The 22,489-nt window shown below is 59.7% G+C and carries 17 protein-coding genes; 7 read left to right on the top strand and 10 right to left on the bottom strand.

The window, feature by feature from the left end; all coding sequences use genetic code 11:
• Nucleotides 1-110 precede the first annotated feature (110 nt).
• The 3 genes from AABB31_RS08485 to AABB31_RS08475 all read right to left on the bottom strand — a co-directional run bounded on the left by AABB31_RS08485 (nucleotide 111) and on the right by AABB31_RS08475 (nucleotide 5,343).
• Entirely contained in the window at nucleotides 111-2,003 is a 1,893-nt protein-coding gene (locus AABB31_RS08485; RefSeq protein ID WP_342078551.1) for a propionyl-CoA synthetase, read from the bottom strand.
• A 103-nt stretch (nucleotides 2,004-2,106) separates the two neighbouring features.
• The gene (locus AABB31_RS08480; protein ID WP_342078552.1) at nucleotides 2,107-2,907 is read right to left on the bottom strand and encodes a putative nucleotide-diphospho-sugar transferase; all 801 of its coding nucleotides are present in this window, start codon (nucleotides 2,905-2,907) and stop codon (nucleotides 2,107-2,109) included.
• Between the two features lie 156 nt (nucleotides 2,908-3,063).
• The gene (locus AABB31_RS08475) at nucleotides 3,064-5,343 is read right to left on the bottom strand and encodes an NADP-dependent malic enzyme (protein ID WP_342078553.1); all 2,280 of its coding nucleotides are present in this window, start codon (nucleotides 5,341-5,343) and stop codon (nucleotides 3,064-3,066) included.
• A gap of 120 nt (nucleotides 5,344-5,463) precedes the next feature.
• On the opposite strand from AABB31_RS08475, the gene AABB31_RS08470 reads away from it, so the two are divergent.
• The 6 genes from AABB31_RS08470 (at nucleotide 5,464) to upp (ending at nucleotide 11,124) form a co-directional block, all read left to right on the top strand.
• Nucleotides 5,464-6,558, top strand: coding sequence for a cupin domain-containing protein (locus tag AABB31_RS08470; protein WP_342078554.1), 1,095 nt, complete (start codon nucleotides 5,464-5,466; stop codon nucleotides 6,556-6,558).
• Nucleotides 6,559-6,627: 69 nt separating this feature from the next.
• On the top strand, nucleotides 6,628-7,032 hold the full coding sequence (locus tag AABB31_RS08465) for a cytidine deaminase (RefSeq protein WP_373635629.1): 405 nt from the start codon (nucleotides 6,628-6,630) through the stop codon (nucleotides 7,030-7,032).
• 2 nt (nucleotides 7,033-7,034) lie between these two features.
• Nucleotides 7,035-8,333, top strand: coding sequence for a thymidine phosphorylase (locus AABB31_RS08460; RefSeq protein WP_342078555.1), 1,299 nt, complete (start codon nucleotides 7,035-7,037; stop codon nucleotides 8,331-8,333).
• Nucleotides 8,334-9,509 carry a phosphopentomutase gene (locus tag AABB31_RS08455; protein WP_373635628.1) on the top strand — a complete coding sequence of 392 codons (1,176 nt, stop codon included), beginning with the start codon at nucleotides 8,334-8,336 and terminating at the stop codon, nucleotides 9,507-9,509. It abuts the gene before it with no gap.
• Nucleotides 9,506-10,495 (top strand): adenosine deaminase, encoded by a 990-nt coding sequence (locus AABB31_RS08450; protein ID WP_342078557.1) that lies wholly within the window; start codon nucleotides 9,506-9,508, stop codon nucleotides 10,493-10,495. The genes AABB31_RS08455 and AABB31_RS08450 overlap by 4 nt, the downstream gene beginning before the upstream one ends.
• The gene (gene upp / locus AABB31_RS08445; RefSeq protein ID WP_342078558.1) at nucleotides 10,492-11,124 is read left to right on the top strand and encodes a uracil phosphoribosyltransferase; all 633 of its coding nucleotides are present in this window, start codon (nucleotides 10,492-10,494) and stop codon (nucleotides 11,122-11,124) included. The genes AABB31_RS08450 and upp overlap by 4 nt, the downstream gene beginning before the upstream one ends.
• A 1-nt stretch (nucleotide 11,125) precedes the next feature.
• Here the strand turns inward: upp and AABB31_RS08440 are convergent, their stop codons facing one another.
• The gene (locus AABB31_RS08440; protein WP_373635627.1) at nucleotides 11,126-12,178 is read right to left on the bottom strand and encodes a hypothetical protein; all 1,053 of its coding nucleotides are present in this window, start codon (nucleotides 12,176-12,178) and stop codon (nucleotides 11,126-11,128) included.
• A gap of 70 nt (nucleotides 12,179-12,248) precedes the next feature.
• Between AABB31_RS08440 and AABB31_RS08435 the strand changes: the two genes are divergently transcribed.
• Nucleotides 12,249-14,294 (top strand): NADH:flavin oxidoreductase, encoded by a 2,046-nt coding sequence (locus tag AABB31_RS08435; RefSeq protein WP_342078865.1) that lies wholly within the window; start codon nucleotides 12,249-12,251, stop codon nucleotides 14,292-14,294.
• Nucleotides 14,295-14,306: 12 nt separating this feature from the next.
• Here AABB31_RS08435 and AABB31_RS08430 read toward each other — a convergent pair whose 3' ends face one another.
• The 6 genes from AABB31_RS08430 to AABB31_RS08405 form a co-directional block, all read right to left on the bottom strand.
• Nucleotides 14,307-15,920, bottom strand: a complete 1,614-nt coding sequence (locus AABB31_RS08430) for an AMP-binding protein (protein WP_342078561.1) — start codon at nucleotides 15,918-15,920, stop codon at nucleotides 14,307-14,309.
• 124 nt (nucleotides 15,921-16,044) lie between these two features.
• Entirely contained in the window at nucleotides 16,045-18,240 is a 2,196-nt protein-coding gene (locus tag AABB31_RS08425) for a 3-hydroxyacyl-CoA dehydrogenase NAD-binding domain-containing protein (protein WP_342078562.1), read from the bottom strand.
• The gene (locus AABB31_RS08420) at nucleotides 18,233-18,742 is read right to left on the bottom strand and encodes a hypothetical protein (protein WP_342078563.1); all 510 of its coding nucleotides are present in this window, start codon (nucleotides 18,740-18,742) and stop codon (nucleotides 18,233-18,235) included. The genes AABB31_RS08425 and AABB31_RS08420 overlap by 8 nt, the downstream gene beginning before the upstream one ends.
• Nucleotides 18,743-18,748: 6 nt before the next feature.
• Nucleotides 18,749-19,960 (bottom strand): acetyl-CoA C-acetyltransferase, encoded by a 1,212-nt coding sequence (locus AABB31_RS08415; RefSeq protein WP_342078564.1) that lies wholly within the window; start codon nucleotides 19,958-19,960, stop codon nucleotides 18,749-18,751.
• Between the two features lie 11 nt (nucleotides 19,961-19,971).
• On the bottom strand, nucleotides 19,972-20,601 hold the full coding sequence (locus AABB31_RS08410; protein ID WP_342078565.1) for a glutathione S-transferase family protein: 630 nt from the start codon (nucleotides 20,599-20,601) through the stop codon (nucleotides 19,972-19,974).
• A gap of 85 nt (nucleotides 20,602-20,686) precedes the next feature.
• Entirely contained in the window at nucleotides 20,687-22,465 is a 1,779-nt protein-coding gene (locus AABB31_RS08405) for an acyl-CoA dehydrogenase C-terminal domain-containing protein (protein WP_342078566.1), read from the bottom strand.
• Nucleotides 22,466-22,489: the final 24 nt, after the last annotated feature.

Below are 22,489 nucleotides of genomic sequence, written 5' to 3'. Positions count from 1 at the left end.
TGCAGGGTTACTGGTTTTGTCGTCCTTCAAGCAATGGTTGTGCGCATAACATGGATCACGGACCCGCGAAAGCCGTTAGGTCAACGTCATGCCTTTCGTGTGTTGAGCGCTCAGCCGCCCGCGTAGCCCAGCGGCCGCAACGCGTCGGCGATTTCGTCCAGGATTGCGGGATCGTCGATCGTGGCGGGCATCTTGAACGCCGCGCCGTCGGCGATCTTGACCATGGTCGCGCGCAGGATTTTCCCCGACCGGGTCTTGGGGAGTCGTTCAACCACCGCGACCAGTTTAAACGCAGCGACCGGGCCAATCGTCTCGCGGACCGATTTGATGACTTCGGCGGCGATATCCGGGTGGGGCCTGTCACATCCCTTGTTCAGACACACGAAACCCAGCGGAAGCTGCCCTTTCAGGCTGTCGGTCACACCAATCACCGCGCATTCGCCCACATCGGGATGGGCGGCAAGGACTTCCTCCATCGCGCCGGTCGATAACCTGTGTCCGGCCACGTTGATCACGTCGTCGGTGCGCGCCATGATATAGAGGTAGCCGTCCGTGTCGATCATCCCCGCATCACCGGTCTCGTAATAGCCGGGGAAGGTGGTCAGGTAGGATTTCACAAACCGATCCTCGGCATTCCAAAGGGTCGGCAATGTCCCGGGCGGCAAGGGCAGTTTGACCGCAATTGCACCCAGTTCGCCCGGTTGCATCGGATTGCCGCCCTCATCAAGGATTTGCACGTCATAGCCGGGCATCGCGACCGTGGGCGAGCCGATTTTGACTGGCAGTGCCTCGATTCCTGCGGGGTTGCCCGCAATTGTGTAGCCTGTTTCAGTTTGCCACCAATGGTCATAGACCGGCACACCCATGACCCGTTGCGCCCATTCAATCGTATCAGGGTCGGCGCGCTCGCCCGCCAGATACAGCGCGCGGAGACAGGAAATATCGTAATTGGTGATCATCTCGCCAGCCGGGTCTTCGCGCTTGATCGCCCGAAACGCGGTTGGTGCGGTAAAGAACGACCGCACCTGATGCTCCTCAATGACACGCCAGAAGGTGCCTGCATCCGGGGTTCCGATGGGCTTGCCTTCAAACACTACGGTGGTGTTGCCGTGGATCAGCGGGGCGTAGCAGATATAGGAATGCCCGACGACCCAACCCACATCGGATGCCGCCCAGAATACATCACCGGGGTCGACATTGTAGATTGCCTTCATCGTCCAGTTCAGCGCAACAAGATGACCCGCGGTTGGGCGCACAACGCCTTTGGGCGCGCCGGTCGTGCCGGATGTATAAAGGATATAGGCCGGATGATCACCCGCGACCGGCACGCAATCGGCCGGGGTCACGCCAGCCTGAACAGCGTCCCAATCGTGGTCGCGCCCGGCTATCAGGTCACAGGGGCCATGTTCGCGCTGCAGGATGATGGTGAAGTCCGGTTTGTGCGCCGCAAGGCTGATGGCCTCGTCCAGCAGTGGTTTGTAGGCGACAACGCGCCCAGGCTCTAACCCGCATGAGGCGGCGATAATGGCTTTGGGGGTGGCATCGTCAATACGCACTGCAAGTTCATTGGCGGCAAACCCGCCAAAGACCACCGAGTGAATTGCCCCAATCCGGGCGCAAGCCAGCATCGCCACGAGTGCGTCCGCCACCATGGGCATATAAATGATAACGCGGTCCCCGGTCACGACCCCCTTGTCCCGCAACGCCCCAGCCAGCGTCGCAACCTTCGTTTTCAGTTCGGCATAGGTGATTTTGGATTTGGTGCCTGTGATCGGGCTGTCATAGATAATCGCAACCTGATCTGCCCGCCCGTTTTCAACATGGCGATCAACCGCATTATAGCAGGTGTTGACCTTTGCATCGGCGAACCACCGATAAAGCGGGGCCTTGCTGTCATCCAGCGCGCGCGAGGGCGGGGTATCCCAGTCGATGGCCTTGGCCTGTTCCAACCAGAACTTTTCCGGATCCGCCTGCCATGTGGCGTAAACGTCTGCATATCCCATTGCGCACCTCCCTTATTGACCAAAGTGGTAAGCACCGGTGATCCACGGAACAAGCATGATGTGGGCCGGTGCCGGAAGATGGGTAAAGTTTTTTACAGCCGCGCTAACGGTCTGTCGGGCGACTATGCTTGTTCCAGTAGTCCTTGATCCAGCGCACCGGGAAATACCCGAACTTTTCCGGTGATCCCCAGCGCTGAAATGGTCCTTTGGTCATTTCTTCGGGATCGGGCTTGCCGTGAAAGATCACCACATAGCCGTCGGGCCGTGGGATCGGGCGCACAAGCCCCACCGGAAAATGATAGGCCAGATCCTTCTTGAAGCTCAGCATCCACCCTATGGGCCAACTGTGCCGATCATTGGCGTGATAATGGATGTAGTTCTGATCGTTGCGCCATTCCTTCAACGCCGACCGGGTTTTGTCACAACTCTGCGTATAAAGGTGGGTCTGGGTTCCAGCGACAAATCCGACAACCGAGGAATTGGACAGCAGTTCCTTCGCGAAGATCTTGGGAAACAGGCGCGGCAGGGTGTCGGGTATTTCGCGAATGATATGCAGGCCCGGATTTGCACGCAGATGATCAAAAAGTGGTGTCAGATCGCGCAATATGACAACGTCGACATCCATCATGATCACGGGCGTGCCGTCTTCGATCAGACCCGGCGCAAAGGCCGTTAGCTTGGGCCACATGCCCTTGTGCCAATCACCTTTGTCCATCGCGAATTTTGGGAATTGCCGGGTCTCAATACCCTCGGCCAGCCCGGTCGGATCGTCCGTGACGCAGACCAGTCGGAACGGGGTTTGCATCACATCGGTCAGCGCGCGAAAGAGGATATTGGTGTATTTGCACGGGTAACCTTCGCCCCATTTGAAACACAGAAATACGGGTAAGGGCGTGTCGGTCATGGGGCTGCGTTGCCTGCTGTTGCTGGGGCTGCGGGCGGTATGATCTGATTGGGTTCGAATTGATGCGCTGGTGGTGTCCCGTTACGGCGCAACGCCCTGTCGAAACGCCCGGACCGTCGCGGCAAATGGTGGAAACTGCGGAATGCCATCATGTTGTCAGCCGTAATGCGCCACTGGCGTGCCTGCCAGCGCCGACATGTTCAACAATCCTCGGGCCGTGATAGAGGGGGTGACGATATGGCAGCGATTGGCCATGCCCATCAGGATTGGCCCAACTTCAAGGCCACCGCCCTTCATCTTGAGGATATTGCGCACGCCGGATGCCGCGTCGGTATTGGCAAAGATCAGGGTATTGGCGGCGCCCGGTAGATGGGCCTGCGGGAACACCCTGCCACGCAATTCGACATCAAGGGCGGTGTCGACATTCATTTCGCCCTCATAGGCAAAGTCGCGGGGGGATTGGTCAAGGATCGCCATGGCCGCGCGCATCCTGTCACCGGTGTCGCAGACCAGATTGCCGAACTGGCTGTGCGTGCAAAGCGCGATGATCGGCTCAACCCCGAAACGCCGCACATGCCGGGCCGCGCCGACGACGGTTTCGGCAATCTGTGCCGGCGTTGGTTCGGTATGCACCTGCGTGTCGGCAATAAATAACGGCCCTTCTTCGTGGATCATCAGCGACAGCGCCGCCACGGGGTGCAGCACATCTGTCCCCAATATCTGGGTCACATAGTTCAGATGCCAGCGGAATTGGCCAAAGGTACCGCAGATAAGGCTGTCGGCCTCGCCCCGATGGACCATGACGGCACCAATTGCGGTTGTATTTGTGCGCATGATTGCCTTGGCAAGGTCGGGGGTCACACCGCGCCGGGCCATCAGATCGTGATAGGTGCCCCAATAATCGCGGTAGCGGGGATCGTTCTCGGGGTTCACCACGCTGAAATCGGCCCCCGGCCTGATTTTCAGACCGGCCCGTTCGCAGCGTTGTTCGATCACCTCGGGCCGTCCGATCAGGATTGGCTTGTCGGTTGTTTCCTCCATCATGGCTTGGCTCGCGCGCAGAACCCGTTCGTCTTCACCTTCGGCAAATACGATATTGCGGGCAGAGGTGCGGGCGGCATCAAAGACCGGGCGCATGATCAGGGAGGATCTGAAGACGGACGCATCCAGGTTCGCCTTATACGCCTGCATGTCATCAATCGGATGCTGTGCGACGCCTGTTTCCATTGCGGCACCCGCGACCGCGCTGGCCACAACGCCCATCAGCCGGGGGTCAAATGGTTTCGGGATCAGATATTCGGGCCCAAAGGTCAGTTGTTCGCCGCTATAGGCCGCGGCTGCCTCGGCCGAGGTTGTGGCCCGGGCGAGGGCTGCGATACCTGCAATGCAGGCCAGCTTCATTTCATCATTGATATCTGTCGCGGCAACATCCAGCGCCCCACGAAAGATGAACGGGAAACACAGGACGTTGTTGACCTGATTGGGGTAATCGCTGCGCCCGGTCGCAATGATTGCATCCGGTGCCACTGCGCGGGCCGCGGCAGGATCAATTTCGGGGTTCGGATTTGCGAGGGCCAGAATAATCGGCGTCTTGGCCATCTTCGCCACCATTTCAGGCTTTAGAACCCCGGGGCCTGACAGCCCAAGGAACAGATCAGCGCCTTCAATAATCTCATCAAGGGTCTTGGCGCTCGTGCCGTGCGCGTAGGCGGCCTTTTGGTCGGTCATGTCGTCGGTGCGGCCTTCATAGACCAACCCCGCCAGATCAGCGAGCCAGACATTCTCGCGCTTCACGCCCAGCTTGAGAAGCATGTTGAGGCAGGCAATCCCGGCAGCCCCGCCACCGGTACTGACAACCTTGATGTCTTCGAATGATTTGCCTGCAAGATGCAGCGCGTTTGTGGCGGCTGCACCGACGACGATAGCCGTGCCGTGCTGATCGTCGTGAAAGACCGGGATGTTCATCCGCTTGCGGCATTCGGCCTCGACGATAAACGCCTCGGGCGCCTTGATATCCTCAAGGTTGATGGCCCCGAAGGTCGGTTCCATCGCACAAATGATATCGGCGAGCTTGTAGGGATCGGGTTCATCCAGTTCCACATCAAAACAGTCGATATTGGCGAACTTCTTGAAAAGGACGGCTTTGCCTTCCATCACCGGCTTTGAGGCCAGTCCGCCAATATTGCCCAGCCCCAGAACGGCGGTCCCGTTGGTCACCACGCCAACGAGGTTTCCGCGCGAGGTATATGCACGCGCCGTCGCTGGATCTGCCTTGATCTCAAGACATGCCTCTGCCACGCCGGGGGAATAGGCCCTTGCCAGATCGCGCCCATTGGCCAGCGGCTTGGTCGCGCGAATTTCCAGTTTGCCGGGTTTGGGGAAGCGGTGATAATCCAATGCAGCCTGTCGCAGGGTTGATTTTGCATCATCTGACATTGGATATCCTCTAAGATGGTTTAATATTAAACTATTGGCCGTGCTTGGGATTTGCGCCTGTTCAAAAGCATGGTTTTCGCAGGCTTGCAAATCCTTCTTGCTGTGAACACTGTGCGATCCATGAAAAACACTGACAAAATCCTGGCCGAAATCTGCATGCCAACCAGCGATCTTCGCGCGGATCTTGCGTTCTTTGGTAACACATTGGGCATGCGGCTGGACATGATTTACCCCGCAGATGATCCCAGCGTTGCGGTCTATTCCGGCCATGGCGTGCGGGTCCGGCTGGAACAGGGAACAGCCACGCCCGGCCATTTGCGTATTCTGACCGATGATGCGGATTTTGCTGAAGGGCGGACCACAATGACGGCCCCGGGCGGCACCCGTGTCACGGTTGCACCACTGAACCCACCACTTGTTCTGCCACAGACCGAGCATGCGTTTGTGGTGCGCCGTTTGGCCGATCAGGCGCCTTGGGTGATCGGGCGCGCGGGGATGGAATATCGCGATCTGATCCCCAACCGGCTGGGCGGGTCGATTATCGCCAGCCATATCCGGATCCCCGATGGCGGACCGGTGCCGGATATGGTCCATTTTCACAAGGTCGGGTTTCAACTGATTTTCTGTTATCGCGGCTGGGTCGACGTGGTTTACGAAGATCAGGGCCCACCTATTCGGCTGACGGCGGGTGATTGTTTTATCCAGCCGCCCGAGATCAGGCACCGTGTCTTGGAAGCCTCTGACGGGATTGAGGTGATCGAGATCGGCGTGCCGGCCGAGCATGTCACCGAGATTGATCATGACATGGTGCTGCCAACCGCGCATTTGCGCCCCGATCGGGAATGGCAGGGGCAGAAATTTGTGCATAACTGCGCCAAGGATGCGGTTTGGGTGCCTGCCCGATTGCCCGGATACACCTGTCGGGACACAACCATTGGCCAGAACACGCAATTTGTGGCCGGTGTGCAGGTATTGCGGCCCGATACCGGTGCCGGTGCGCCTGTCTGGGCCGCACATGACGCCGATATCCATTTCACATTCGTGATGGAGGGGCGCATGACCTTGCAGGGCGATGACGGGTCCGCCCAATTGCTGACCGCAGGCGATGCCTTTGTCATCCCACCGGGCATGCGGACCTGCTATGCTGATCCCAGCGCCGATCTGTCACTTTTGGAAGTCGCGCTACCCGGCAAGTTCGCGACGGCGCTGCACTAGGATCTGACCCACGGGGCCCGATCAGGTCTTGCATCCAACGGGTCGGCGGCACAGTCTTGGCAGAACAAGATGGAGATGGGAATGTCGTTGATCAAGGCGGCCAGAACGGTTCGCGAAAATGCCTACGCACCCTATTCAAAGTTCAAGGTTGGCGCTGCACTGCGCACAGCCTCGGGCAAGGTCTATGTCGGGTGTAACGTTGAAAACGTGGCCTACCCCGAGGGCACCTGCGCCGAGGCAGGCGCCATTGCCGCTATGATTGCTGCGGGTGAAACGGAAATCGTCGAAGTGGCGGTGATTGCCGACAGCCCCAAACCCGTCACGCCCTGCGGTGGCTGCCGCCAGAAGCTTGCGGAATTTGCGGCCGGCGACGTCCCGCTGACCATGGCGACGACGACGGGGACCGAGGAACGCACCACCGTCGGGGCATTATTGCCCGGCAGTTTTGATAGCGATCACATGAGCAAGGTCTGAGCTTGGACGCCCATAGCATCATTGCCGATGTCCGGCGCGGACGCGCGCCCACACCCGAAGCGCTTCGTTGGTTTGCCGCAGGCCTGGCGGACGGGCGGGTCAGTGATGCGCAGGCCGGTGCCTTTGCCATGGCTGTTTGTCTGAAAGGGCTGGATGATGCGGGGCGTGTGGCGCTGACCACGGGTATGCGTGACAGTGGCGATGTGCTGGAATGGGATTTGCCGGGTCCGGTGCTGGACAAGCATTCCACAGGCGGGGTCGGCGATTGCGTATCGCTGCTGCTTGCGCCGATGCTGGCCGCTTGCGGGGTCTATGTGCCGATGATTTCAGGGCGCGGCCTGGGGCATACGGGCGGTACGCTGGACAAGCTTGAGGCGATCCCCGGCCTGCGCACGGACGTCCCCATCACTAAGATGCGGCAGATCGTGGCTGCGCATGGCTGCGCCATCGTCGGTGCGACGGGCCTGATTGCCCCCGCCGACAAACGGCTTTATGCCATTCGTGATGTCACCGCGACGGTTGATAGTGTTGACCTTATCACCGCATCAATTTTGTCCAAGAAACTCGCCGCCGGTCTTGAAGGGCTGATACTGGATGTCAAACTCGGCTCTGGTGCGTTTATGAAAACGCGCGCAGAGGCGACAGCCCTCGCCAAGGCGCTTGTTGATGCCGCCAACGGGGCGGGTTGCAAGACGGCTGCGCTGATCACGGATATGAACCAACCGCTGGCCCCCGCGCTGGGCAATGCGGTTGAGGTCGCCATCTGCATGGAGGTGCTTTGCGGCAATCGCGCCGCCGCGCCGCGTCTCGCCGATCTCAGCATCGCCCTTGGCGCCCAGCTATTAGACGTGCATGGTGTGCCGGACGGGGCGGCCAAGCTGGACGCGGCGCTGACATCCGGCCGGGCGTTGGCGGCATTTGCCGCGATGGTTGCGGCGCTTGGTGGCCCCCCAGACATGGCCGAGGATTGGCGCACGCATCTGCCAACTGCCCCTGTGATTGGCGCTGTCACAGCCCCCGCATCGGGTACGATCACCGGCATTGATGGCGAGGCTTTGGGTATGGTTGTTGTCCGTCTGGGCGGTGGTCGCCGGGTCGAGACCGACCGCGTTGATCCGGCTGTCGGGCTGACAGATATGCAGCCCCTTGGCGCCGTGCTGCAAAAGGGCGATCCCCTATGCACAATCCATGCCCGCAGCGAGGATACCGCCGAAGCCGCCGCAGTGGCGGTTCAGGCCGCCGTTACGTTGTCGGATGCCGGAGCGCCTGAAACCCCGCTTATCGTTGAAAGGATCACCTGAATGCCGCGCGCTTTTCTGATCGTGATTGACAGCGTTGGGATCGGCGGTGCGCCGGATGCCGATCAGTTCTTCAACGGGGATTTGCCGGATACCGGCGCCAACACATTGGGACATATCGCCGGCACCGTCGACCTGAAGCTGCCGACGCTTGACGGGCTTGGCCTGGGGGCGGCAGCGCAGCTTGCGGCCGGTGCAATGCCACGTGGCCTTGGCGCGCAACCACGCGGCGCCTGGGGTGCCGCAACAGAGGTATCGCCGGGCAAAGACACCCCATCGGGGCATTGGGAACTGGCTGGCGTGCCGGTGCCGTGGGACTGGCATGTGTTCCCCGAAGAGGTCCCGGCCTTTCCGGCAGCGGTGATGCAGGCGCTGCGCGCAGCTGCAAAAACAGACGATACGCTTGCCAATTGCCATGCCTCCGGCACGGCGGTGATCGCCGAATACGGGGCCGCCCATCTGAAAACCGGCTGGCCAATCTGCTACACATCAGCGGATTCCGTGGTGCAGATTGCGGCCCATGAGACGCATTTTGGCCTGAACAGGCTGCATGACATGTGCGCCGAGGTCGCGCCGCTTTTGCACGGCATGAAAGTCGGGCGCGTCATCGCACGGCCCTTTGTCGGCGAGCCGGGCAGCTTTCAACGCACCGGCAACCGCCGCGATTTTGCGATTGCCCCGCCAAAGCCGACACTCTGCGATCAGGTGCAGCGGGCGGGGCGCCGCGTCTATGCCGTTGGCAAAATAGGCGACATCTTCTCGATGCGCGGGATTGATGACCTGCGCAAGGGCGGCGATGCGGTGTTGATGGACCACATCAGCGATCTGGTGGACGAGGCGGTGGACGGCGCGTTTGTCTTTGCCAATCTGGTGGAGTTTGACAGTGAATTTGGCCATCGCCGCGACCCGGCGGGTTATGCGGGCCATCTGCACTGGTTTGATCAGGCGTTGGCCTCGATCCTGACCCGGTTGCGCGCTGATGATCTGTTGATCATCACGGCGGATCATGGCAATGACCCCACATGGCCCGGCACGGACCATACCAGAGAACGGGTTCCCGTCCTGGTGCATGGGCTGGGTTCGCGGGCGCTGGGCCATCTGGCCTTTGCGGATGTGGCGGCATCGGTCGCCGACCATTTGAACGTGCCATATTCTGGCGAAGGACACAGTTTCATATGAGCTTTCAATCAGTTCCCAAAATCGAACTGCATACCCATCTGGAAGGCTGCGCGCCGCCCAGTTTCATCCGTGGCCTGTCACAGGAAAAGAAGATCGACATCAGCGGTATTTTCACCGCTGACGGCGGGTACGCCTTCCGCGATTTTGACCATTTCCTGCAGGTCTACGAAGCCGCCTGTACAGTTTTGCAAACGCCCGAGGATTTCCGCAGGCTGACTCTCGCCGTGTTAGAGGAAACCGCACGCCATGGCGTCGTTTACATGGAAACGTTTGTATCCCCGGATTTTTGCGGCGGTGGTGATCTGGCCGCCTGGCGCGACTATGTGGCCGCCATGCAGGACGCCGCAACCGAGGCCGAGGCAAAGTTTGGCATCACCCTGCGCGGGATTGTGACGGGCATTCGTCATTTCGGCCCCGAGGCCTGCACACCGGCCGCCAAATGCGCGATTGAGACCTTTGGCGATTTCATCACCGGATACGGCATGGCCGGGGGCGAGATGGTGGGCCGCCCCGCTGACTACACCTACAGTTTTGACATGGCCCGCGAGGCTGGCATGCCGCTGACCTGCCATGCGGGCGAATGGGGCGGGCCGTCGATGGTTGCCGAAACGCTGACCCATCTCAAGGTTGCGCGTGTCGGCCATGGGATTGGGGCAATCGAAGACCCCGCGCTGGTCAGTGAAATCGCCGAGAAAGAGATCGTGCTAGAGGTTTGCCCCGGCTCGAACGTCGTTTTGAACGCCGTCCCCGGCTGGGCGCAGCATCCCATCGTCAAACTGCGCGACGCGGGCGTTCCGGTGACAGTCTCAACCGATGATCCGCCATTTTTCCACACAACCATGAGCGATGAATACAACATGCTTGCCCGCACATTCGGTTGGGGCGAAGCGGATTTTGCGGCAATCAATCAAACCGCTCTCGCCGCCGCATTCTGTGATGATGCAACAAGAGCGCGCGTTGCCAAACGTCTGGAGACCCCCGCATGACCGATCACGTCACCCACGTCACCCACCCGCTGGTGCAGCATAAACTGACCCTGATGCGACAGAAGGATACATCCACCGCCGTGTTCCGCCAGTTGCTGCGCGAGATCAGTCAATTGCTGGCCTATGAGGTCACCGGCGGTCTGCCGATGACCACCAAACGCATTGATACCCCGCTAGAGCCGATGGATGCGCCGGTGATTGACGGCAAAAAGCTGGCGCTTGTGTCGATCCTGCGTGCGGGCAACGGCTTGCTTGATGGTGTGCTGGAACTGATCCCGTCGGCGCGTGTGGGCTTTGTTGGTCTGTACCGCGACGAAGAAACGCTCAAGCCGGTGCAATATTACTTCAAAGTACCAACCGAGCTTGCAGATCGGTTGGTGATTGCGGTTGATCCGATGCTTGCGACCGGCAATTCATCGGTTGCCGCGATTGATCTGCTGAAGGAGGCGGGTGCGACCAATATTCGGTTCTTGTGCCTGTTGGCAGCACCCGAAGGCATCGCCCGGATGAAAGAGGCCCATCCCGACGTGCCGATTGTCACCGCTGCGATTGACAGCCACCTGAACGAAAACGGGTATATCGTGCCGGGTCTTGGCGACGCCGGTGACCGGATGTTCGGCACAAAATAAGCTAGCTGTTACAAATATTCTGCAGGCTGACCCAGTCACCGTCGCTGAGGATTTCGCGAAAGCTTTGATCTGCTGATGAGGTCTCGATCAGGTCGGCGCCTGTGGTGCCAGCATAAGGTCCGCTTGGCACATTTGCCTGCGCAAAGGATGCCGATAGCTGTGTGGGCAGGTCGTCAGACCACGCCGCGGCCACCGTGGCATCAGCACTGGCGCGTAATGCATCGGCCGGAATATCGCCGGTGGTCAGCAAGCGGAATGTTGTGCGCAGCCCGGCCTGACGCAAAACCGTTTCCAACGGGTCCGTCCGGATTGCTGCGGCATGGGCTGCAAGGACGTGGCCCGCCGCAACGGCAGGATCGTCGGTTCCCCTGATGACACCGTGATCCAGCAATATCAGCCCACCGGGTAGCGCCACTGCACCCTGCGCCAATTGTGGGACAACCACGATACGTGTCACGGTCTCGGGGCCGAAAAGGCGGGTTGCAAGGGCTTCGGCCGCGACCGCGCCGCGTGGGTCCCGACAGGCGGCCCCGGTTTCGCCCTGCATATGTCCCAGGATCGCAGCCCCGATCTCTGTTCTTTGTGGAAAGGGGACGACCGCCAAAGTCTGGCGCATCAGGGCGCCGGGCAGCCAGAAGATCGCAAGCAGCAATGCCGCCAGCACGGACCCACCGATCATCCAATGGCGTAACTTGCCCGGTTTTGGCCGGTCCTTTTCCAGAACCTCGTGTACCTGCGCGATGGCGGCAATCATCGTTTCATCGGCAATCTCAACGGCTTCCTGCGCGGCATAGTCGGGGGTGTATATCGCAGGCAGCTCATCGGGGTTCTGGCGGATGATTGCGGGCAATGACCAATGGGTCAGCGGGCGGCCCGCCTTGTCAGAGATCACCAATGTGGCATCCCCGAAGGAAATCACCACGTCGCGCCGTTGCGCATCCGGGCCCGCACGCCAAATGCCGCCGCTTTCCAGCCGAACATATTGATCAAGTGCTGTCATTGCCCCGTACTGCCCTTTTTGCTGCAACGTATCGCGCCAGGGCGGGCTTGTCATGTCGGAAACAGACTTGACCGGCCCCGCGACGCCGGTCCCAGATGAGATCACCAGATATGGAGCCGTGCCGATGTCCAATGACCCGCTGCTTGAACCCTATCAGCTGAAGCATTTGACCTTGCGCAATCGGATCATGACCACAAGTCACGAACCAGCCTATCCCGAAGACGGTATGCCCAAGGATCGCTACATCGCCTATCACGCCGAGCGGGCCAAGGGGGGCGTTGCCCTGACAATGACGGCCGGGTCCGCATCCGTATCAAAAGACAGTCCTCCATCGTTCAACAATATTCTGGCTTACCGCGATGATGTGGTGCCGTGGATCACGCGATTGACGGATGCCTGCCACGAACATGGATGTGCGGCCATGATCCAGCTGACACATCTGGGCCGCCGGACCGGCTGGAACAAGGGGGATTGGCTGCCATCGCTCTCATCCGGACCGCACCGCGAACCCGCCCATCGGGCCTTTCCCAAGGTGATGGAGGATTGGGATATCACCCGCGTCATTGCGGATTTCGCGGATGCCGCCGAGCGGATGAAAGAGGGCGGCATGGACGGTGTCGAGATCGAGGGGTACGGACATCTGATTGATCAGTTCTGGTCGCCGCTGACCAATACGCTGGACGGGCCATATGGGGCCGGATCACTGGAAAACCGGATGCGTTTCGGGATGGCCATTATCGATGCCGTACGCAAACGTGTGGGGCCGGATTTCATTGTTGGTCTGCGCTATACGGCCGATGAAACCAAGCCGGGCGGGATCGACCCGCAGACCGGTTTGCAAATGGCGGAAATCTTCAAGGCAAGCGGGCAGCTTGATTTTCTCAACGTCATTCGGGGCCGTGTATCAACCGACCCGGATATGACCGATGTGATCCCTATTCAGGGCATGACATCTGCACCGCATCTGGATTTTGCGGGGTCCGTTCGGGCCGCAACCGGTTTGCCCACATTTCACGCCGCGCGCATTCCTGATGTCGCGACGGCCCGTCATGCGATCAGCGCGGGGCTGCTGGATATGGTCGGGATGACGCGCGCGCATATCGCGGATCCCCATATCGTGCAAAAGATCACAGAAGGGCGCGAGGATGATATCCGGCCATGTGTCGGGGCGAACTACTGCCTTGATCGGATATATCAGGGCGGCGAGGCCCTGTGCCTGCATAATCCGGCAACAGGGCGCGAGCTGTCATTGCCGCAGATCGTGCAACGGGGCAGCGGGGGCAAGGCAATTGTGATTGTCGGTGCCGGGCCGGGCGGGCTGGAAGCCGCAAGGGTCTGTGCCGCGCGTGGTCATAAGGTGACGGTTTTCGAGGCGGCCGACCAACCCGGCGGGCAAATACGGCTGACCGCACAATCACCCAGACGCCGCGAAATGATCGGCATTGTCGATTGGCGCGTCGCACAATGCGCGGCCCATGGTGTCACCTTCCATTTCAACACCTATGCAGAGGTCAGTGATGTCACCGCCTTGAACCCCGATATTGTCATTATCGCCACCGGCGGTGTGCCCAACCTGACATTGCTTGAACAGCCCCACGAGGCCGCGCATGTGATCAGCGCGTGGGATATCATCGCAGGCGATGTGAAACCGGCGGGCAGTATCCTGATTTATGACGAAGCCGGCGACCACCCTGCCTTGCAAGCGGCCGACGTCGCAGCCGCAGCCGGCGCACAGGTTGAGGTCATGACGCCAGATCGCAGCTTTGCGCCAGAGGTCATGGCCATGAACCTTGTCCCTTACATGCGCTCGCTTCAGGCGCATGACGCCCTTTTCACAGTGGCGCGGCGGCTATTATCCGTCCGGCAGGATGGCAACAAGCTGACGGCAATAATCGGCACGGATTACAGTGATCTGCAGACCGAGAAATCCTATGATCAGGTCGTGGTCAATTACGGGACCATGCCGCTTGATGATCTTTACTTTGCCTTGCGCGATCAGGCGTCAAATGGCGGGGCGGTGGATCAGGCGGCGTTCATCGCCGGGCAGCCACAGACCATCGTGACCAATCCGGACGGTTGTTTCCAGCTTTTCCGGATTGGTGACGCGGTTGCATCGCGCAACACGCATGCGGCGATCTATGATGCGTTGCGGCTGTGTCACGTTATGTAAGCACCTGCTGCGTCACATCTTTTTGGCCAGGCTGCGCAATTCGAACTTCTGGATCTTGCCGGTCGAGGTTTTGGGCAGCTCTTGAAACACAACTGTCTTGGGTGTCTTGAACCCGGCCAGCCTTTCGCGGGTAAAGCTGATGATCTCGGGCTCGGTTGCGGCCGCACCTTCCTTGAGTTCAATGAAGGCACAGGGGACCTCGCCCCACTTGTCATCGGGTTTTGCGACCACGGCGCATAGATTGACGGCAGGGTGGTGCATCAACGCGCCCTCAACCTCGACCGAGCTGATGTTTTCGCCCCCCGAGATGATGATATCCTTGGCCCGGTCCGAAATCTGGATCGCGCCGTTTTCGTGCTGGATGGCCAAATCTTCCGAGTGGAAATAACCACCGGCAAAGGCCTCTGCGGTCGCTTCCGGGTTTTTCAGATATCCTTTCATCACCGAATTGCCACGCATCACGATTTCGCCCTGGGTCGTGCCATCGCGGGGGACTTGCGTCATCTGGTCATCAACGACGGTGACGTCCTCCATCATCGGCATGGCGACACCTTGCTGGGCCTTGATGGCGGCTTGATCCTGCTCGGGCAGGGTGGCGTATTCGGCCTGCCAGATGCATTCGGTGACATGGCCATATGTTTCGGTCAATCCGTAGACCTGTTTGATGTTGAACCCCAGTTTCCCGATTGCGGAAAGGGTGGCAGGCGCAGGCGGCGCACCGGCGGTGAAAACCTCGACCACGTGGTCGAAATCGCGGCGCATGTCATCCTTGGCATTGACGATCATGTTCAGGACAATGGGTGCACCGCCGAAATGGGTCACCCCCTTATCGGCAATCGCGTCATAGATTGCGCCAGCCGAAATATCGCGGCAACAAATTGCGGTGCCGCCAAGCGCTGGCAGCATCCACGTGTGGTTCCAGCCATTGCAGTGAAACAGCGGAACGATCTGCAGATAGCGCAGAAATAGCGGCAGTTCCCAACTGATCGGCGTGCCCATTGTCATCAGATAAGCGCCCCGGTGATGGTAGACGACACCTTTCGGACGCCCCGTCGTGCCAGAGGTGTAGTTCAGCGCAAGGCTGTCCCACTCGTCATCTGGCATCACCCAGCGATATTGCGGGTCGCCGGTTTGCAGGAAATCCTCGTAATCCTGCTGGGTGCCGATGCCTTTGATGCCCGCCACATCATCGGGCACTTCGATAATCATCGGGGCGGGCGCATCCATCTGGTCGATGGCGTCCATGGTCATTGGCAGAAACTGACTATCGACCAACACGACTTTCGCCTCGCCATGCGCAAGGATGTAGGCCACCGTATCAACGTCAAGTCGCGTGTTGATCGTATTGAGTATCGCACCGCAGGCAGGCACCGCAAAGGCGGCCTCGGACTGGGCCGGGATATTAGGCAGGATCGTGGCGACAACATCGCCCTTGCCAACCCCGGCTTTGTTAAGCGCCGAGGCCAGCTGCGTCACCCGCCTATGATAGTCCGCATAAGTCAGGCGCTGATTGCCATAGACAAGCGCCTCGCGCGTCGCGAAAATGCTTGCTGCACGCTGAAGATGGGAAAGTGGGGTCAGCGGGACGAAATTCGCCGCACATTTGTCCAAGCCCGTTTCGTCCATGATGCAATCCTCCCCGATGCAATAAATGCATAAGAGCGGAGAATGGCAGCAGAAGGCAAGTGGGCTTGAAAGACAGCCCCCCGCTGGACGCATCCCGAAGGATCGGGATGCGCCGGGTTGTGTATCAGGCCGCTTTCGCGTCAGCGCCGAAACGCTTGTAGAAAGACTGCCCCTTGTCGGCCATCTCGCGCAGCAGATCGGGGGTCTTGAACCGTTCGCCAAACTGTTCGGTCAGCTGATCACACCGTTCGGCGGCATAAGGCGCCCCGATGATATCCAGCCAGCTGAACGGCCCGCCGGACCATGGGGCGAAACCCCATCCCAGTATGGCGCCGACGTCACCTTCGCGGATATCTTCCAGAACACCTTCTTCCAGAGCGCGTACCGCTTCGAGAACCTGCGCAAATAGCAGGCGATGCTGCACGGTGATCAGATCCGGCTGCGCACCAGCAACGGGATAGCGGGCGCCCAACGCATCCCACAGACCCTGCCGCTTGCCCTTGTCATCATAGGCATAAAAGCCCGCGTTTGATTTCCGCCCGAGGCGGCCCTCGTCAAACATCCAGAACAGAACGTCGTCAACTTCGGCATTCGGGTAGGCATCGCCCATCGCCGCCTTTGTTGCTTTGGCAATCTTGACGCCTAGATCAATCGACGTCTCGTCGGTCAGTTGCAGCGGCCCCAATGGCATCCCCACCAGCTTGGCCGCGTTTTCGATCAATGCCGGTGCGACGCCTTCCTTCACCATCCGGATCCCTTCGTTGATATAGGGGATGATGCAGCGGTTGGCGTAGAAGAAACGTTCGTCATTGACCACAATCGGCGTCTTGCGAATCTGGCGCACATAGTCGAGCGCTTTCGCCACAGCGACCGGGCCGGTCTGCTTGCCCTTGATGATTTCCACCAGCAGCATCTTGTCGACGGGCGAGAAGAAGTGAATGCCGATGAATTTCTCAGGATCCGCGGCGGCCTTGGCCAATTCGGTGATCGGCAGGGTCGAGGTATTGGTCGCAAAGATGCAGTCCGGGCCGGTGACCGCTTGCACCTTGGCTGTGACATCGGCCTTGACGCCGACATCTTCGAACACGGCCTCGATGATCAGGTCGCAGCCCTTCAATGCATCATAGTCTGTCGTTGCATTGATCAGGTCCAGAACTGCGGCTTTCTTTTCCTCGGTCGCTTTCTTGCGGGAAATACCCTTGTCCATATAGGCGGTGGTGTAGGATTTGCCCTTGTCGGCCGCCTCTTGCGTGCTGTCGATCAAGACAACCTTGATCCCTGCAAGCGCAGAGACCAGCGCGATACCGGCCCCCATCATGCCTGCACCGATCACGCCGACCTGTTTGACCTTCTGATCCGGCGCCTCTGGCCGGTTCGCGCCTTTTTCAAGCGCTTCTTTGTTGATGAACAGACTGCGGATCATCGCGGATGAGGACGGGTTCATCAGGATATGGGTAAACCAGCGTGCCTCGATCTTGAGCGCCTGGTCAAACGGGACAAGCGCACCTTCATATACCGCCGAAAGCAGGGCCTTGGCGGCCGGATAGACGCCCTGGGTCTTGCCATTCACCATGGCCGAGGCCCCAACATAGGTCATGAAACCCGCAGGATGGTAGGGCGCGCCGCCGGGCATCTTGTAGCCCTTTTCGTCCCATGGCTTGACGATTTTCGGCTCTGACAGAACCCATTCCTTGGCTTTTGCAAGCAATTCGTCTGCGGGGACGACCTCGTCAATCACGCCCGCGGCCTTGGCTTTTTGCGGGTTGTTCAGCTTGCCTTCCAGCAGCAAGGGCGAGGCGGCCATGGCACCCAGTTTGCGGACCAGACGGGTTGTGCCGCCTGCACCGGGGAAGATGCCGACCATGATCTCTGGCAGGCCGATCTTGGCTTTGGGGTTGTCGGCGGCAAAGATGCGGTGGCAGGCAAGCGGGACCTCCAATCCGATACCAAGGGCCGTGCCGGGAAGGGCTGCGGCAATCGGCTTGCCACCCTTGTTGGTCTTTGGGTCCATGCCCGCGCGCTCCAGTTTGCGCAGCATGTGATGGCCGTTCATGGTGAAATCAAACAGGCCCTGCGCCGGGTTGTCGCCGCTTTCGTCACGGATGCTGGCCAGAACGTTCAGGTCCATCCCACCTGCAAAGCTGTCCTTGCCCGAGGTGATGATAATGCCTTTGACGGCCTCGTCGGCCAGGGCGCTGTCCAGCAGATCACTGAGCAGCCCCATGGAATCGCGGCTCATCACGTTCATGGATTTTCCGACGGTGTCCCAGACGATGGTTGCGACGCCATCGGCGTCCGTGGTCATGGTGAAATCAGTCATTTGACTCTCCTGTTTTGGAGTTCTGTTTGCGTATGCCCGCAGCACGGGCGATTTTTGTTTTGGCACTGCGCGGGGCCATGGCCATGATTTGCCAGGCGCTGTCGGGCAGGGCGTTTTCCGACGAGCAGACTTGCCAGCGCCCGTCGGTGCGGCGAAGCATTGACCGGACGTTGTAGGGTTCGCGGCTCCAGACGCCGTTGCGCAGCAGGTGCGAGGTATGTTCGCCAATGATCTGCTGCTCATTGAGAAACATCGCATCCTCGCATGTGCGGATGAACTCGGTCACGCCGATGCCCGCCAGATAAGAGCGGAACTTGTTGAACCCGGCGCGCAGGTCTTCATCTGTGTCGACATGCACGGTCTGGCCTTGCGAATGCAGCGTGTGCGGGACGTGGATGACATCGCGGAAATATGCGAAATCTGCATCAAAATAGGATTGCCCGATCTTGTCGAGCAGTTCCTGATATATCCGCTTGGCTTCCGCATCGTCGGGTCCCGTCACGCCGTGTCACAGCCTTTCGATGATCGTCGCGGCACCCATGCCCGAGGCGATACAAAGCGTGGCAAGACCTGTGCCCTTGCCGGTGCGCTCCAACTCGTCCAGCAGGGTTCCGATGATGATTGCGCCGGTCGCACCCAGCGGGTGACCCATCGCGATGGAACCGCCATTGACGTTGACCACGCTGTCGTCAACGTCAAAGGCCTGCATGAAACGCATCACAACGGATGCAAAGGCCTCATTCACCTCGAACAGGTCGATATCGCTGATTTGCATGCCGCTGTCGGCCATGATCTTTTCGGTCACGGGGACTGGGCCGGTCAGCATGATCGTTGGGTCGGTGCCGATCTTGGCCGTTGCCTTGATCCGCGCGCGCGGTTTGATCCCGTGCGCTTCGCCCCATGCCTTGTTGGCAATCAGGACCCCGGCGGCCCCATCCACGATGCCGGATGAATTCCCGGCGTGGTGAATATGGTTGATCCGTTCCAGATGCGGGTATTTCATTAATGCGACCTTGTCGAAGCCGGGCATGACCTCGCCCATCGCCTGAAACGCGGGGTTCAGCGCGCCAAGCGACTGCATATCGGTCTGGGGGCGCATGTATTCGTCGTGCGCAAGGATCGGCAGGCCGTTGATATCCTTTACAGCGACGATGGAATTGGCAAATCTGCCTTCTTCCCATGCGGTGGCCGCACGTTGCTGACTTTTGACCGCCAATTGGTCGGCCGCATCGCGGCTGAAACCGTATTCGGTGGCGATGATATCGGCCGAGATCCCTTGCGGCACAAAATAAGTATCCATCGCGATGGACGGATCGACCGCAATTGCAGCCCCGTCTGACCCCATCGGCACCCGGCCCATCATTTCGACCCCACCGGCGATATAGGCCGAACCGGCGCCGCCCTTGACCTGATTTGCGGCAAGGTTCACCGCCTCCATCCCAGAGGCGCAAAAGCGGTTGATTGCCAGTCCGGGGATGCTTTCGTCAAGGTCAGAGGCGAGCACCGCAGTGCGCGCAAGGCACCCACCCTGTTCGCCGACCTGGGTGACGTTGCCCCAGATCACATCCTCGACAGCATGCCCTTCCAGATTATTCCGCTCTTTCAAGGCGTTCAGAACGCCGGCGGACAGGCGGGCAGAGGTCACCTCGTGCAGGCTGCCGTCCTTGCGGCCCTTGCCGCGCGGGGTACGCACGGTGTCATAGATATAGGCTTCGGTCATGGGGTCCTCCGTTAAGCCCGGTCCGCTGGGGAGCCGGGCATCAAATCATAGGGGTGTTTCCAACCGGGTTGGGCGGCAATGGCATCCAGCCAACGGTCGATATTGGGATAGGCCTTGCGGTCGAAATTGAAATCTTCGGGGTAGTAGAGATAGCTGCAGCAGGCGATGTCAGCGATTGTCAGCTCTTCACCGGCAAGCCAGTTGCGCCCGTCCAGATGGGCATCCATGACTTTCAACGCACCGGCCAGCCGCCCCGACAGAAAGGCAATGACATCCGCATTGCGCTTTTCTTCGGGCAGAAAGTTCATGATGAACCGCAGCGGCCCTGCGATACTGGACACTTTGTGGTTGTCATAGAACAGCCAGCGCAGAACCTCGCGCCGTTCCGCTGCGGATTTGCCGCCCAGCTTACCCGATTTCGAGCTGATATAGTCCTGAATGACACCTGATTGGGTCAGTACCGTATCACCGTCTTCCAGAACGGGGGCTTCGCCCATGACATTCAGTTCCAGATAGGCGGGCGTCCGCGTGCCGCCGTTGAAAAAATCAACGAAGACCGGCTCCCATTCCTGATCGGCCAGGGTCAGGCTGAGCGCCGCCTTGTAAGAGTGGCCGCTTTCGCCAAAACAGTGTAATTTCATGGACATGAGTGCAGGCCTCCCAACCCGGGTCAGAGACGCAGTACGGCGTCGGTAAGGGGCGCGAGTCTCGCGCCCCGGGGTCAGCTTAGAAGTTTGCTGCGTCCAGCGCCATCACAGTATCGGCACCCGTGTTGATCCGGGACAGATGCATGGATGTGGCAGGCAATTGGCGGGCCATATAGTAGCGGCCGGTCGCAATCTTGGTCTCGTAGAATGCGGTGTCAGATGCACCGCTTTCCAGCGCTTCCATCGCGGCCTTGGCCATGCGTGCCCACATCAGCCCAAGGCAGACATGCCCCATCATATGCATGAAGTCATAGGATCCGGACAAAGCATTGTTGGGGTTCTTCATGCCGTTCTGCATGAAATACATGCCCGCGGCCTGCAGATCCTTTGAGGCCGCTTTCAGCGGGTCGAGGAAATCGGTCCTGAGGGCTTCGTTGCCTTCGTTTTCCTTGATGAAGGTCTTGATCATCTCGAAGAACGCCATGACATGCTTGCCGCCATCCTGGGCAAGCTTGCGGCCTACCAGATCAAGCGCCTGAATGCCGTTGGCGCCTTCGTAGATCATGGCGATCCGGGCGTCGCGGGCATATTGGGACATGCCCCATTCTTCGATATAGCCGTGCCCGCCATAGACCTGCTGGGCCGCCGTGGCATATTCAAAGCCTTTGTCGGTGAGGAAGCCCTTGATGACAGGGGTCATCAGCGAAATCAGCCCGTCCGCATCTTCATCGCTGTTCTTGTGCGCCCGGTCGATCAGGTAGGCGCCCCAATAGGTAAAGGCGCGCGCACCTTCGACAAAGGATTTCTGATCCATCAGGTTGCGGCGGATATCGGGATGCACGATCAGCGGGTCGGCGGGACCATCGGGGTTTTTTGCACCGGTCACGTCGCGGCCCTGCAGCCGGTCATTGGCGTAGGCCACCGCGTTCTGATACGCGCTTTCCGCCTGCGCATAGCCCTGAAGACCCACGCCCAGACGGGCCTCGTTCATCATGGTGAACATGGCGCGCATGCCTTTGTGTTCTTCACCAATCAGATAGCCGGTGGCATCGTCATAGTTCATCACGCAGGTCGAGTTGCCGTGAATGCCCATTTTCTCTTCGATCTTGCCGCAGGCGACACCGTTGCGGGCGCCAAGCGAGCCGTCATCATTGACCATGAATTTCGGGACAATGAACAAGGACACGCCTTTAATCCCCTCGGGGCCGCCCTGAATTTTGGCAAGAACGAGGTGGATGATGTTGTCGGCCATGTCATGTTCACCGGCCGAGATAAAGATTTTCTGACCCGAGATCTTGTAAGACCCGTCGCCATTTGGCACCGCCTTGGTACGCATCAGGCCCAGATCAGTGCCGCAATGCGGTTCGGTCAGGTTCATGGTGCCGGTCCATTCGCATGAGACCATCTTGGGCAGGTATTTCTGCTTTTGTTCGTCGGATCCGTGCGCATAGATCGCCGAATAGGCGCCGTGGGTCAGGCCCTGATACATGTTGAACGCCATGTTCGACGACACAAACGGTTCCTGCGCCGCCGTGTGCATGATGTAGGGCAGACCCTGACCACCATATTCCGGGTCGCAATCCATCGCGGTCCAGCCGCCGTCTTTCATCTGTGCAAAGGCGTCCTTGAAACCGGTCGGGGTCCGGACGACGCCGTTTTCCATCACGCAGCCTTCGGTATCGCCAACGACGTTCAGCGGATGCAGAACCTCTGATGCGATCCGCCCGGCCTCTTCGATAACCGCACCTGTGAAGTCCCGATCCAGATCTTCAAAGCCCTCGATATCCTGCTCGCTGACGCGCAGCAGGTCATGCAGGACGAACTGGATGTCTTTTGTTGGTGCGGTGTAGATCGGCATGGGCGGTCTCCTCGGGGCGTGAGT

The sequence above is a fragment of the Yoonia sp. SS1-5 genome (assembly GCF_038443705.2).
GTDB classification, from domain to species: Bacteria; Pseudomonadota; Alphaproteobacteria; order Rhodobacterales; family Rhodobacteraceae; genus Yoonia; species Yoonia rhodophyticola.
This window is presented reverse-complemented; position numbering and strand designations above follow the sequence as displayed.